Genomic DNA, 13,029 nt, shown 5'->3' with positions numbered 1-13,029 from the left:
CCGCGGGCCGGGCGGGAGGCACCCGCGGGCCGCGGCGCCTGGGAGGGACCCTCAACCCTCCCGGCACCGCAGCCCGGAGCAACAACGGCCGTGGGGTGTGCGGTCCCGGTCGGCCGAAGGATGAGGAGCCGGGGCAGTCAGGGCAGAGAGCTCCGGTTCCTCGATCCGCCTTCCTGTGCGGGGAAGACGGAGGCTGGTGCGTTCACTGGCGTGCGGGACGTGCCGCGCGCGTCCGCTGTTCAGGACTCCCTCAATTGTGGACTAGACCACTCGGCCTGTCCATGAGCGAGGGGTGTCCGTCGTCGCTTTTCATCGGCCCACCGCGCCCGGACGGGTCCGGCCCGGTGACCGGCGGGGCACTCCGGCACCCCACCGGACAGCAGCCTAGCCCGCCCGGGTCGGCCGTGGGGCCGGATGGCCGTGGCGATTTCCGCGAGTGCCCCCGGTTCCTCCCGGCCCGCGCCGTCGCGCGCCTGTGCATCAGTGCGCCCGCGCAGGCACGAGCGCGCCGGCCTCGGCGCCGGCGGGCGGCCTCGACGCCGACGGGCCGCCTCCCCTCCCGGACGTCCTCGGCGCCGGGCCCGCGGCCTCGCCCGGTCCGCCGCGCCGGGTGGACGCGAGCGAGGGTTCACCGCCGCGCGGAACAAGGCGTTTCGACCGCGGTGACAGGGCTACGAGGAGAGCGCCGCGAGGGGCCGCTCTGCTAGATTGGTCTAAACCACCCGGCCCCCCGTCACCGGGTCCGGTCCTCCTCTCGGCTCTCCTCGGATAGGCAGGCCCAGCGTGGAAGTTGTCATCGTTCCGGACGCCAGAGGGGGCGGCGAGCTCATCGCCGAGGCCATGGCGCGGCTGCTGCGGCGAAAGCCCGCCGCCCTGCTGGGCGTGGCCACGGGTTCCACTCCGCTGCCCGTCTACGAGGCCCTGGCGGCGAAGGTGCGCTCCGGCGCCGTGGACACGTCCCGCGCGCGGATCGCCCAGCTCGACGAGTACGTGGGGCTGCCCGCCGACCACCCGGAGTCCTACCGCTCCGTCCTGCGCCGGGAGGTGCTGGAGCCGCTCGGGATCGCGATGGAGGCGTTCCTGGGACCCGACGGCACCGCCGGGGACGTGCAGGCCGCGTGCGAGGCGTACGACAGGGCGCTGGCCGAGGCCGGCGGGGTGGACCTGCAGCTGCTGGGGATCGGCACCGACGGGCACATCGGCTTCAACGAGCCGTGTTCCTCGCTCGCCTCGCGGACGCGGATCAAGACGCTGACCGAGCAGACCCGGATCGACAACGCGCGCTTCTTCGAGGGCGACGTGGACCAGGTGCCGCACCACGTCATCACGCAGGGCATCGGGACGATCCTGGAGGCGCGGCACCTGGTGCTGCTGGCCACCGGCGAGGGCAAGGCCGACGCGGTCGCCGCGACCGTCGAGGGCCCGGTCGCCGCCGTCTGCCCGGCCTCGGCGCTGCAACTCCACCCGCACGCCACGATCGTGGTCGACGAGGCCGCCGCCGCCAAGCTGAAGCTCGCCGACTACTTCCGCCACACCTATGCCAACAAGCCGGAGTGGCAGGGCATCTAGCCCGCGCCGTCCGGATCGGGCCGGCCCCGGCGCGCGGTGCCTCCCGGCCCACCCGGGCGGGGTCCGGCGCGTGCGGCCGCGAGGCGGAGGGGGGCGCCGACGCGGGGCCCGGCAACCGACGGCAACGCGGCGGACGTGGCGTGCCGGACCCCGCGACGCCGGGCTGATCCGGACGGCCGGGGCCGGCCCGCTCGCCCGCCGGACGACGAAGGCGCCGGCCGTCCCATCGGGGGCGGCCGGCGCCTTCGTTCCGTGTCGGGGCGCCTTCGTACCGTGTCCGTTCACCCGCCCGCGATCACCTCGGCCGCCGCGCGGCCGCAGACCCGGGCCGCGCCGTGGGTGGCGATGTGGAGGGCGCCGCGCGGGGCCGCCTGCGGGACGCCCATCTCGACGACGATCGTGTCGGGGCGGGCCGTCAGCAGGATGTCGAGGGCGGCCGCCATCCAGGGGTGCCGGTGCTCGTCGCGGACCACGGCCACCACGCGCCTGCCGTCGGCCGCCGCGAGCGCCGCGTGCCCCGCCTCCTCCCCGGCGAAGCTGCCCGTCCGGGTACCGGGCAGGAGCCGGGCCAGCTCCGCCGCCACGCCCCACGGCGTCTCGTCGCCGACCGCGATGTTGGCGACGGGGGTGAGCGCGGCGACGTAGGGCGGGGCGGTGAGCGGGGTGAAGGTCTCCGCGCCGGTCACCGCCAGGGCACGCCGGGCCGCCAGCAGGCCGACCTCGCCGTCCGCGGCGGTGCCGTCCGCCGTGCCTGCGGCCCCGGCCGTCCAGCGGGCGAGCGCGCGGACCCGTTCCGCCGCGTCCGCCAGCCGTTCCTCGGGCAGGTCGCCGGCGCGGACGGCGGCGACCAGGGCGTCCCGCAGACGGCGCACCGTCTCGTCGTCCGCGAGGCCGCCGCCCACGCAGATCGCGTCGGCGCCGGCGGCGATGGCGAGGACGCTGCCCCGTTCGATGCCGTAGGTGCCGGCGATGGCCTGCATCTCCATGCCGTCGGTGACGATCAGGCCCTCGTAGTCCAGCTGCCCGCGCAGCAGGTCCGTCAGCACCCCGTGCGAGAGGGTGGCGGGGCGGTCCGGGTCGAGCGCCGGGACCAGGATGTGCGCGCTCATCACGGCCTTGGTGCCCGCGGCGACGGCTGCCCGGAACGGGGCCAGTTCGCGTGCCTGGAGCACGGAGGCGTCCACGTCGATGCGCGGCAGCGCGTGGTGGGAGTCGACGGCGGTGTCGCCGTGCCCGGGGAAGTGCTTGGTGCAGGCGGCGACGCCCGCGGACTGCAGGCCCGTCACGTAGGCCGCGGTGTGCCGGGCGACCAGGTCGGTGTCGGCACCGAAGGAGCGGACGCCGATGACGGGGTTGGCGGGGTTGGAGTTGACGTCGGCGGAGGGTGCCCAGTCGAGGTTGACCCCGCACTGAGCGAGGCGGCGGCCGAGTTCGCGGGCGACCCGCCGGGTCAGCTCGACGTCGTCCACCGCGCCCAGGGCGTGGTTGCCGGGAAAGGAGGAGCCGGTGCGCACCTCCAGGCGGGTGACGTCCCCGCCCTCCTCGTCGATCGCGACCAGGACGTCGTCGCGCTCGGCGCGCAACCGGGCGGTGAGCGCGGACAGTTGGCCGGGCGAGGCGATGTTGCGGCCGAACAGGCCGACCGAGGCCAGGCCCTCGCCGAGCCGGCGCAGCAGCCAGTCGGGGGCCGTGGTGCCGGGGAAGCCGGGCTGGAGGACCGTCAGCGCGTCGCGGGTGAGTGTGTCGGTGCCGCTGGCGAATGTCGTCATCGGGTGGCGTTATCCCTTCACGGCGCCCGCGGTCAGGCCCGCGGCCATCTTGCGCTGGACGAGGAGGAAGAGGACGACGATCGGCACGGCCATCATCGTGGCGCCGGCCATCATCGGGGCGTACTCGGTGCCGTGCTTGGTGGTGAAGTTGCCGAGCCACACGGTCGCGGTCTGGTGGTCCTGGCTCAGCAGCATCAGGGCGTACAGGTACTCGTTCCACGCCTGGATGAAGCCGTACACCGAGGTGGCGACCATTCCGGGGGCCAGCAGCGGGAAGACCACCCGGAGGAAGGCGCCCGTGCGGGAGCAGCCGTCGACCATGGCGGCCTCCTCCAGCTCGCGGGGGATGTTGACGATGAAGCCGCGCAGCGTCCACACCGTGAAGGGGAGGATGAAGGTCAGGTACGTGACGATGATTCCGGTCAGCTTGTCGTACTGACCCAGGTCGTTGAGCAGCAGGAAGACCGGGATGATCATGGCGACCAGCGGCACCATCTGCACCGCCAGGATGCCGACAATCACCAGCTTGCGGCCGCGGAAGGCGAACCGGGAGATGGCCAGGGCCGCCAGCAGGCCGACGGCCATGCCGATGACGACCACCGCCACGGAGACGGCCAGGCTGCGCCCGACCGGCCCCCAGAAGTCGGCGATGTCCAGCGCCCGGCGGAAGTTGGCGAACGTGACGCCGGTGGGCAGCAGGCTCGGGTCCGGGTCGATGGCGTCCTTGGCGGGCTTGAACGCCGTGTTGAGCATCCAGTACAGGGGGAAGCCCACGGTCACGAAGACGACGAGACCGAGGAGGTTCCAGCCGAGCCTGGACGTGCGGCGGCCCGGTGCGGGGGCGGTGCTCCGGCCGGGCGTGCCCGTCCCGCCTGTCGTGCCGGCCGTGCGGGTCACGCCGGTCGTACTGCTCACGCTGCTCATTCCACGTCCCCGATCTTCAGCATCTGGCGCATGTAGACGGCGACCACGCCGAGCAGCAGCAGTACCGTGAGCAGGGCGATCGCCGAGCCCTGCGCGTAGTCGTTGACCACGAACGCGCGGTCGTAGGAATAGGTGTTGAGGACCTGGAACTCCGCCTCGGGATGGCCGTTGCGCATCACGAACACCTGCGGGAAGACGCCCATGTCCCAGATCACCGACAGGGTCGTGAGCATCACGACGATCGGCTTGAGGATCGGCAGGGTGACGTGCCGGAAGACCCCCCACGAGCCGGCGCCGTCCAGCCGCGCGGCCTCCTCCAGCTCCCTGGGCACCTGGGTCAGGCCGGCGCTCAGCGTGATCACCACGAAGGGCACGGCGCCCCACACCACCAGCAGCATGATCACGGCCAGGCCCTCGGGACCGCTGGCGAACCAGTTGTGGCCGATCATCCGCACCCCGGGCAGCTTGCTGAGGAGCGCGTTGAGGACGCCGTAGTCGGAGTCGAACAGCCACTTGAAGACGGTGGTGGCGACAATGACCGGCATGCCCCAGCCGGCCACCAGCACGATGTTGATGAGCACCTTCAGCCAGCCGGACACCCGCTGCAGCAGCAGGGCCAGCGCCATGCCGGCGACCATCGTGAGGACGACGGCGCCGGCCGCGAAGACGATGGTGCGCAGCACCACGGCCCAGAACTGGCCGTCGCCGAGCACCTTGGAGAAGTTGGCGAAGCCGGCGGACTCGGCCGGCCGGAACCCCCACAGCTGCGACTGGCCGAACGTCTGGAAGGAGAGCGTGACCAGCCGGAGCAGCGGATAGCCCATGACCAGGGCGAGGGTGAGCAGACAGGGCGCGAGCAGCAGCCAGGGGACCGCGGCCCCTTTCGAGGCGCGTCGTTTGCGGGGCGCGCGGGCGGCGCCGGGGGGTGGCGGCGCCTGCCGCGGCGGCGGCACCTTGGCCGGGGTGGTCGTGTCTGCGGCACTCATCGCGCGCTCCTCAGCGGTCCCTCAGGTCGTACGAAGGCGAGGCCCCGCACGGTCGTACGGGGAGCAGGGCCCCGCTGTCCGGGGGAGGAGCCGGACGGAGACGGGACCCTGCGCTCAGGTCACTTGGTGTTGATGACCTTGTCGATCGCGGCGTCCGCCTCCTTGGCGGCGGCCTCGACCGACTTCTTGCCGGTGCCGATGTTCTGCAGCATGGTCTGCAGCACCTGGGCCTTCTCGACCTGGCCCCAGCCGGGGGCCATCGGGACGAACCAGTTCGACTCGGCCGCGGTGGCCGGGACGGCCGTCTTCGGGTCGTTCTTCAGCGTCGCGAGGTCGGTCTTGTTGTTGGGCAGGTTGCCCTTGGCCATCAGGCCCTTCTGGCCGGCGGAGCCGGTGAGGGCGTTGATCCACTCCGCGGCGAGGGCCTGCGCCTTGGACCTCACGGGGACGGCGAGGTCCGAACCGCCGAGGAAGACCGGCATGTTCTTGCCGGAGGGGCCGGGCATCACGAAGTTCTCGAGGTTGCCCTTGAGCTTGCCGGTCTTGTCGTTCTTCGGGTCCTCGGCGGTCGCGCCCTCCCAGGCGGCGGCGAAGATCATGCCGGACCTGCCCTGGCCGTAGACGATGTAGCGGTCGGACTCGTCCTTGGTCTTGTCGCCGTGCATGTACGAGTCGAGCACCCTGCGGTACTCGTTCAGGCCCTTGAGGGACTGGGGCGAGGAGAGGTTGGCCTTCCACTTGCCGCCCTCCTCCTCGGCGATGGAGCCGCCGGCGTCGTAGACGAAGGACATGGCCGCGTACCAGTCCCGGCTGGGCTGGTACCAGGCGTTGAACTTGCCGCCCTCCTTCTTCTGGACCTTGTCCAGGGCGGCGGTCAGCTCCGGGTACGTCTTCGGGGCGGTCTTCACGCCCACCGAGGCGAAGACGTCCTTGCGCCAGTTGGCGACGCGGCCGCCCGCGTAGTACGGCACGCCGTAGGTCCTGCCCTCGTACGTCACCGACGCCTTGAGGCCGTCCAGCCAGGCGCCGGAGTTGTCGAAGGCCGCCGGGTCGACGGGGGCGAAGGCGCCCTTGACCATGTAGCCGAGCATCTCGGTGTTGCCCATCTCGACCACGTCGGGTGCCTTGTCCGTGGCGAGGACGGCGTCCAGCTTGGTGTTCTTGTCCGGCCAGCCGTAGTACTCGTGCTTGATTCTGACGCCCGGGTGCTTCTTCTGCACCGCGTCGTCGGCGGCCTTCACCAGTTCCGGCCAGTTGTTCTGCGCGTCCACGGTGAGCCAGACGGTGAGCTCCTTGGCGTCCGCGCCGCCCTTGCCCGATCCCTCGCCGTCATCGCTCCCGCACGCCGCGATGGAGGCCATCATGCCCGCGATACCGATCGCGGCAACCAGCTTGCGCTTCACGCCACCCTCCTCAGGGATGCCTCAAACCCCCTGCCTCCCCGCGGTGAGCTGGGCCTGCCCGTGCATACCGCCCGTGGGGCCGGGACCTGGACCAATGGTGTAGACCAGTACGGGGAGCTTGGCCCAGACCAATTGGGCTGTCAAGGGTGCGCCGACACGCTCCGCCGGTCCGTTACGGGACCGCGATATGCAGGGACCTTTCATTGCCGATGCGACAGAACGGACGGCTTCCTTCCGCTGCGACGGAAGCGCTGGCTCCCCCGTGCCGACCCGCCCTCCGGCGTCCCACCACCCCCCGCGACGGCCTGTACCACTGTCCCGTGGCCACCTATGGACTAGACCATCAGGGGTCACGGGGGTATACAGAGGAGATCACGGAGCGTGCGGGTGGCCGCCCGACACACGAAGCCGTGCCACGATGTGGGCCGGGGCCGATGGGATGTCGGCCGCTTCGGCACTGGAGCCGGGAAGGCGGAGCATGAGCACCGAGGTCAGCAGTGCGGAGAACGAGGGTGGGACGACCGTCCGCACCGCGCGCGTGCCCAAGTACTACCGCCTGAAGAAGCACCTGCTCGACATGACGGAGACGCTGCCGCCCGGCACCCCGGTCCCGCCCGAGCGCACGCTGGCGGCCGAGTTCGACACCTCCCGCACGACCGTGCGCCAGGCCCTGCAGGAACTCGTCGTGGAGGGCCGGCTCGAACGCATCCAGGGCAAGGGCACCTTCGTCGCCAAGCCCAAGGTCTCCCAGGCGCTGCAGCTCACCTCGTACACGGAGGACATGCGCGCGCAGGGGCTGGAGCCGACCTCCCAGCTGCTGGACATCGGCTACATCACCGCCGACGACCGGCTCGCCGGCCTGCTCGACATCACCGCCGGCGGACGCGTGCTGCGCATCGAGCGGCTGCGCATGGCCAACGGCGAGCCGATGGCCATAGAGACGACGCACCTGTCAGCGAAGCGCTTCCCGGCCCTCCGGCGCAGCCTGGTGAAGTACACGTCCCTGTACACCGCGCTCGCCGAGGTCTACGACGTCCGCCTCGCCGAGGCCGAGGAGACCATCGAGACCTCCCTGGCCACCCCCCGGGAGGCCGGGCTGCTCGGCACCGACGTGGGCCTGCCCATGCTGATGCTGTCCCGGCACTCGCTGGACCGGGAGGGCCGGCCGGTGGAGTGGGTGCGCTCGGTCTACCGGGGGGACCGCTACAAGTTCGTCGCGCGGCTGAAGCGGCCCGCCGACTAGGCGGCGGATCCGGAACCGGGACCGGATCCGGAAGCGGAACCGGCCGGAGCCGGGGTCCCGCCGCGGGACCCGACCCGCCGCGGCCCGTGCCCCCTCGCGGCGCCGGAACCCGCCGCGGCCGGGGCCGCCTCCGCGCCCCTGGGCTCTCACCTGCGGCGGCATTGTTGCTGTTGGGGACCGATATACCGCCGAGGGGTTCCGTTCGCGGGAGACCGTCACCTACATTGCCTGCGCACTGCACAGGTGATCAGCGAGGGGACGGAGCCGCCACATGTCAGATGCCCCAAGAACAACCGGAACCGGAGCGGCGGTGGTGACGCCCGTGCGCGTCGTCATCGCCCTCTGCCTGCTCGCGCCCTTCGTGGCGATGCTGTGGGTGGGTTCCTACGCCAAGGTGGACCCGGCCTTCATCGGCATCCCGTTCTTCTACTGGTACCAGATGCTCTGGGTGCTCATCTCCACGGCGCTGACCATGGTCGCCTACCAGCTGTGGCAGCGTGACCAGCGCGCCCGCGTCTCCCGGAAGGGCGGTGCGGCGGAATGAAGGACGGCGTCAACGGCGTCGCGCTCGGCGTCTTCATCTTCTTCTTCCTGGCCGTCACCGTCATGGGCTTCCTGGCGGCCCGCTGGCGCAGGGCCGACAACGAGCACAGCCTCGACGAGTGGGGCCTCGGCGGCCGGTCGTTCGGCACCTGGATCACGTGGTTCCTGCTCGGCGGCGACCTGTACACCGCCTACACCTTCGTGGCGGTACCGGCCGCGATCTACGCGGCGGGCGCGGCGGGCTTCTTCGCGGTGCCCTACACGATCCTGGTCTACCCGCTGATCTTCACGTTCCTGCCGCGCCTGTGGTCGGTGTCCCACCGCCACGGCTACGTGACGACATCGGACTTCGTGCGCGGCCGGTTCGACTCCAAGGGGCTGTCGCTGGCCGTGGCGGTCACCGGCCTCCTGGCGACGATGCCGTACATCGCGCTCCAGCTGGTCGGCATCCAGGCCGTCCTGGACGTGATGGGCGTCGGCGGTGGCGAGAACACCAACTGGTTCGTCAAGGACCTGCCCCTGCTGATCGCCTTCGGCGTGCTGGCGGCGTACACCTACTCGTCGGGTCTGCGCGCGCCCGCGCTGATCGCGTTCGTGAAGGACACGCTGATCTACATCGTCATCGCGGTCGCGATCATCTACATCCCGATCAAGCTGGGCGGGTTCGACGACATCTTCGCCAAGGCGGGCGACGCGTTCGCGCAGACCAACCCGGCGACGGGCAAGCCGCGGGGCGCCCTGGCCCCCGCCGAGGCGGGCCAGTGGACGTACGCCACGCTGGCCCTGGGATCCGCGCTGGCGCTGTTCATGTACCCGCACTCGATCACCGCGACGCTGTCCTCGCGCAGCCGTGACGTGATCCGGCGCAACACCACCATCCTGCCGCTGTACTCGCTGATGCTGGGTCTGCTGGGACTGCTGGGCTTCATGGCGATCGCGGCCGGCATCAAGGTGCAGAACGGGCAGCTCGCCATCCCGCAGCTGTTCGAGACCATGTTCCCGGACTGGTTCGCCGGCGTGGCCTTCGCGGCGATCGGCATCGGCGCGCTCGTGCCGGCGGCCATCATGTCGATCGCGGCCGCGAACCTGTTCACCCGCAACATCTACAAGGACTTCATCAAGCCGGACGCCACGCCGAAGGAGGAGACGCGGGTCTCCAAGATCGTGTCGCTGCTGGTGAAGGTGGGCGCCCTGGTCTTCGTCCTGACCATGGACAAGACGGTGGCCATCAACTTCCAGCTGCTCGGCGGCATCTGGATCCTGCAGACCTTCCCGGCGCTGGTCGGCGGCCTGTTCACCCGCTGGTTCCACCGCTGGGCGCTGCTCGGCGGCTGGGCGGTCGGCATGGTGTACGGCACGGTGGCCGCCTACGGGGTGGCCTCGCCGACGCAGAAGCACTTCGGCGGCTCGGCGGAGGAGATCCCGGGCATCGGAGAGATCGGCTACATCGGTTTGACGGCCTTCGTGCTCAACGTCGTCGTCACCGTCGTCCTGACCTTCGTGCTGAAGGCGGTGAAGGCTCCGGAGGGCGTCGACCAGACCCGGCCGGAGGACTACACGGCGGACGCGGGCGACCCGGGCGTGGAGGTCGAGCTGCCGCCGGCCACGGCCGGAGCGGCGCACTGACCCGCCGCGGCGTGGAGCGGGCGGCACGGTGAGCCGCCCGGAGGCCGACGGGCCGCCGGAGCATTCCGGCGGCCCGTCGTCGTATCCGCCCGGGGCGGGGACGGGGCGCGCACCGCGTGGACGACCCGGCGCCGGACGCGGACGATGTCACGCTGCTCACTCACCTGCTGACGCTCGGGCACACTGCAGGGCCACCGCGGCACAACATGTGGGGGCCTCTCCCTCGTCCGGCACAAGATGTATGCTCATGCTCGCTGTCGCCGCAGGGGAATCCGGTGCGAATCCGGAACTGTCCCGCAACGGTGTACTCGCGCGCGCCCACCCATGTCCTCGTCCAGGCGGGCCCGTGCGAGCGTCAGTCCGAGGACCTGCCGACAGTGCGCCCGGCCGTCCGGTCCGGGTGCCTGACGTCCGGGCCTCGTGGAATGGGCCGGTGGACGCGACGCCGCGTGCGTTCGTGTGCTGCCCCCTGCCCCCGGCGAGGCCCCGTGCCGAGCGAGGGAGTGCCCCACATGACCATCACGCCAGCCGGTCCGGCCGCAGCGACACCGGCCGACACCGACAGCGACTCCGGCGGCCCCGGTGCCGCGCTGCTGCGGACCCTGACGGAGCTGACCGCCGACCTGCCCGACGCCGACCCCGGCCGGGTCGCGGCCGCCGCGCTGCGCGGCCGGTCCGCGCGCACCGCCTCCGAGATCACCGTGGAACTGCGCGAGCTGGCCACGGAGGCCGCCGCCGGCCTGATCCCCGAGGACCCCGCCTACTCGAAGCTGGCCGCCCGCCTGCTCGCCGTCGGCATCCGCGCCGAGGCCGCCTCCCAGGGGGTCACGTCCTTCACCACCTCCGTCGCCGTCGGCCACCGGGAGGGGCTGATCGCCGACCGGACCGCCGCGTTGGTGCGCCTGCACGCCGAGCGCCTCGACGCGCTGGCCGACCCGGCCGCCGACGACCGCTTCGGCTACTTCGGCCTGCGCACCCTGCACAGCCGCTACCTGCTGCGGCACCCGCTCACCCGCAAGGTGATCGAGACGCCCCAGCACTTCATGCTGCGCGTCGCCGCCGGTCTCGCCGAGGACGACACCCCACGGTCGGTGGACGAAGTCGCCGCGCTGTACGGGCTGATGAGCCGCCTGGACTACCTCCCCTCCTCCCCCACCCTGTTCAACTCCGGCACGCGGCACCCGCAGATGTCCTCGTGCTACCTGCTCGACTCCCCCGTGGACGAGCTGGACTCGATCTACGAGCGCTACCACCAGGTCGCCCGCCTGTCCAAGCACGCCGGCGGCATCGGCATCTCCTACTCCCGCGTCCGCGCCCGGGGTTCGCTGATCCGCGGCACCAACGGCCTGTCCAACGGCATCGTGCCGTTCCTGAAGACGCTGGACGCCTCGGTCGCCGCCGTGAACCAGGGCGGCCGGCGCAAGGGTGCTGCCGCGGTGTACCTGGAGACCTGGCACTCCGACATCGAGGAGTTCCTGGAGCTGCGCGACAACACCGGCGAGGGCGCCCGCCGCACGCACAACCTCAACCTGGCGCACTGGATCCCCGACGAGTTCATGCGCCGGGTCGCCGACGACGGTCAGTGGTCGCTGTTCTCGCCGTCGGACGTCCCGGAGCTGGTGGACCTGTGGGGCGAGGAGTTCGACACCGCCTACCGTGCGGCCGAGGCCGCCGGGCTGGCGAGGAGGACCCTGCCGGCCCGTGACCTGTACGGCCGCATGATGCGCACCCTCGCGCAGACCGGCAACGGCTGGATGACCTTCAAGGACGCCGCCAACCGCACCGCCAACCAGACGGCCGAGCCCGGCCACGTCATCCACTCCTCCAACCTCTGCACGGAGATCCTGGAGATCACCGACGACGGGGAGACGGCGGTGTGCAACCTGGGCTCGGTGAACCTCGGCGCGTTCGCCGACCCGGCGACCGGCGACCTCGACTGGGAGCGGCTGGACGCCACCGTCCGCACGGCCGTCACCTTCCTCGACCGCGTGGTGGACATCAACTACTACCCCACCGGGCAGGCCGCCCGTTCCAACGCCCGCTGGCGTCCGGTGGGGCTGGGCGCGATGGGCCTGCAGGACGTCTTCTTCAAGCTGCGCCTGCCCTTCGACTCCCCCGAGGCCGAGGCGCTGTCCACCCGCATCGCCGAGCGTGTCATGCTCGCCGCCTACGAGGCCTCCGCCGATCTCGCCGAGCGCAACGGCCCGCTGCCGGCCTGGCCGAAGACCCGAGCCGCCCGCGGCGTCCTCCACCCCGACCACTACGGCGTGGAGTTCACCTGGCCGGAGCGCTGGGCGGCCCTGCGCGAGCGCATCGCGGCCGTCGGGATGCGCAACGCGCTGCTGCTCGCCATCGCCCCGACCGCGACCATCGCGTCGATCGCCGGTGCGTACGAGTGCGTCGAGCCGCAGGTCTCCAACCTCTTCAAGCGCGAGACCCTCTCCGGGGAGTTCCTCCAGGTCAACTCCTACCTGGTGCAGGACCTGAAGGAGCTCGGCGTGTGGGACGCCCGCACCCGGGAGGCGCTGCGCGACGCGAACGGCTCGGTGCGGGACTTCACCTGGATCCCCGAGGACGTCCGCCGGCTGTACCGCACGGCGTGGGAGATCCCGCAGCGCGGACTGATCGACATGGCCGCGGCCCGTACGCCGTTCCTGGACCAGGCCCAGTCGCTGAACCTGTTCATGGAGACGCCGACCATCGGCAAGCTCTCCTCGATGTACGCCTACGCCTGGAAGCAGGGCCTGAAGACCACGTACTACCTGCGCTCCCGCCCGGCGACCCGCATCGCCCGCGCCGCCGGGACGCAGGCGCGCGGCCACGTCCCCGTGCCCGCGCAGCAGGTCGCCGACCCGGACGCGGTCGCCTGCTCCCTGGAGGACCCCGAGTCCTGCGACGCCTGCCAGTGACGTCCCGCCGCGACCCGACGACACCCACCCCGTTTGGAGGACGGCGCCCCGCGCCGA

General features: G+C 71.8%; 9 protein-coding genes and 1 riboswitch. Of the genes, 5 read left to right on the top strand and 4 right to left on the bottom strand.

What is annotated here, in order from left to right; genetic code table 11:
• Nucleotides 1–783 precede the first annotated feature (783 nt).
• Nucleotides 784–1,569: a glucosamine-6-phosphate deaminase gene (nagB, locus tag ABZ920_RS20055; protein WP_361506435.1), complete on the top strand. Its 786-nt coding sequence runs from the start codon at nucleotides 784–786 to the stop codon at nucleotides 1,567–1,569.
• A 281-nt stretch (nucleotides 1,570–1,850) separates the two neighbouring features.
• Here the strand turns inward: nagB and ABZ920_RS20050 are convergent, their stop codons facing one another.
• The 4 genes from ABZ920_RS20050 to ABZ920_RS20035 form a co-directional block, all read right to left on the bottom strand.
• Nucleotides 1,851–3,338: a glycoside hydrolase family 3 protein gene (locus tag ABZ920_RS20050; RefSeq protein WP_361506432.1), complete on the bottom strand. Its 1,488-nt coding sequence runs from the start codon at nucleotides 3,336–3,338 to the stop codon at nucleotides 1,851–1,853.
• A 9-nt stretch (nucleotides 3,339–3,347) separates the two neighbouring features.
• Nucleotides 3,348–4,253 (bottom strand): carbohydrate ABC transporter permease, encoded by a 906-nt coding sequence (locus ABZ920_RS20045; protein ID WP_361506429.1) that lies wholly within the window; start codon nucleotides 4,251–4,253, stop codon nucleotides 3,348–3,350.
• Between the two features lie 5 nt (nucleotides 4,254–4,258).
• Nucleotides 4,259–5,248 (bottom strand): sugar ABC transporter permease, encoded by a 990-nt coding sequence (locus ABZ920_RS20040; protein ID WP_361506426.1) that lies wholly within the window; start codon nucleotides 5,246–5,248, stop codon nucleotides 4,259–4,261.
• Between the two features lie 119 nt (nucleotides 5,249–5,367).
• Nucleotides 5,368–6,651 (bottom strand): extracellular solute-binding protein, encoded by a 1,284-nt coding sequence (locus ABZ920_RS20035; RefSeq protein WP_361506423.1) that lies wholly within the window; start codon nucleotides 6,649–6,651, stop codon nucleotides 5,368–5,370.
• A gap of 478 nt (nucleotides 6,652–7,129) precedes the next feature.
• On the opposite strand from ABZ920_RS20035, the gene ABZ920_RS20030 reads away from it, so the two are divergent.
• The 4 genes from ABZ920_RS20030 to ABZ920_RS20015 all read left to right on the top strand — a co-directional run bounded on the left by ABZ920_RS20030 (nucleotide 7,130) and on the right by ABZ920_RS20015 (nucleotide 12,972).
• Nucleotides 7,130–7,894, top strand: coding sequence for a GntR family transcriptional regulator (locus ABZ920_RS20030; protein ID WP_361506420.1), 765 nt, complete (start codon nucleotides 7,130–7,132; stop codon nucleotides 7,892–7,894).
• A gap of 271 nt (nucleotides 7,895–8,165) precedes the next feature.
• The gene (locus ABZ920_RS20025; RefSeq protein WP_361506417.1) at nucleotides 8,166–8,438 is read left to right on the top strand and encodes a DUF3311 domain-containing protein; all 273 of its coding nucleotides are present in this window, start codon (nucleotides 8,166–8,168) and stop codon (nucleotides 8,436–8,438) included.
• Nucleotides 8,435–10,063 (top strand): monocarboxylate uptake permease MctP, encoded by a 1,629-nt coding sequence (gene mctP / locus ABZ920_RS20020; RefSeq protein WP_361506414.1) that lies wholly within the window; start codon nucleotides 8,435–8,437, stop codon nucleotides 10,061–10,063. Before ABZ920_RS20025 ends, mctP begins: the two co-directional genes overlap by 4 nt.
• A 266-nt stretch (nucleotides 10,064–10,329) precedes the next feature.
• Nucleotides 10,330–10,432, top strand: a riboswitch (cobalamin riboswitch).
• 143 nt (nucleotides 10,433–10,575) lie between these two features.
• Entirely contained in the window at nucleotides 10,576–12,972 is a 2,397-nt protein-coding gene (locus ABZ920_RS20015; RefSeq protein ID WP_361506411.1) for a ribonucleoside-diphosphate reductase subunit alpha, read from the top strand.
• Nucleotides 12,973–13,029: the final 57 nt, after the last annotated feature.

This window comes from Streptomyces sp. NPDC046831 (assembly GCF_040645305.1).
Taxonomy (GTDB): Bacteria; Actinomycetota; Actinomycetes; order Streptomycetales; family Streptomycetaceae; genus Streptomyces.
Note: the sequence above shows the minus strand (reverse complement) of the source record. Positions and strands in the feature narration are given on the sequence as shown.

Bases quoted from the DNA above. Each gene is read 5' to 3' on its own strand.
- ABZ920_RS20050 (WP_361506432.1), bottom strand. From the start codon at position 3,338: ATGACGACATTCGCCAGCGGCACCGACACACTCACCCGCGACGCGCTG.
- ABZ920_RS20040 (WP_361506426.1), bottom strand. From the start codon at position 5,248: ATGAGTGCCGCAGACACGACCACCCCGGCCAAGGTGCCGCCGCCGCGG.
- ABZ920_RS20030 (WP_361506420.1), top strand. From the start codon at position 7,130: ATGAGCACCGAGGTCAGCAGTGCGGAGAACGAGGGTGGGACGACCGTC.
- ABZ920_RS20025 (WP_361506417.1), top strand. From the start codon at position 8,166: ATGTCAGATGCCCCAAGAACAACCGGAACCGGAGCGGCGGTGGTGACG.
- mctP (WP_361506414.1), top strand. From the start codon at position 8,435: ATGAAGGACGGCGTCAACGGCGTCGCGCTCGGCGTCTTCATCTTCTTC.
- ABZ920_RS20015 (WP_361506411.1), top strand. From the start codon at position 10,576: ATGACCATCACGCCAGCCGGTCCGGCCGCAGCGACACCGGCCGACACC.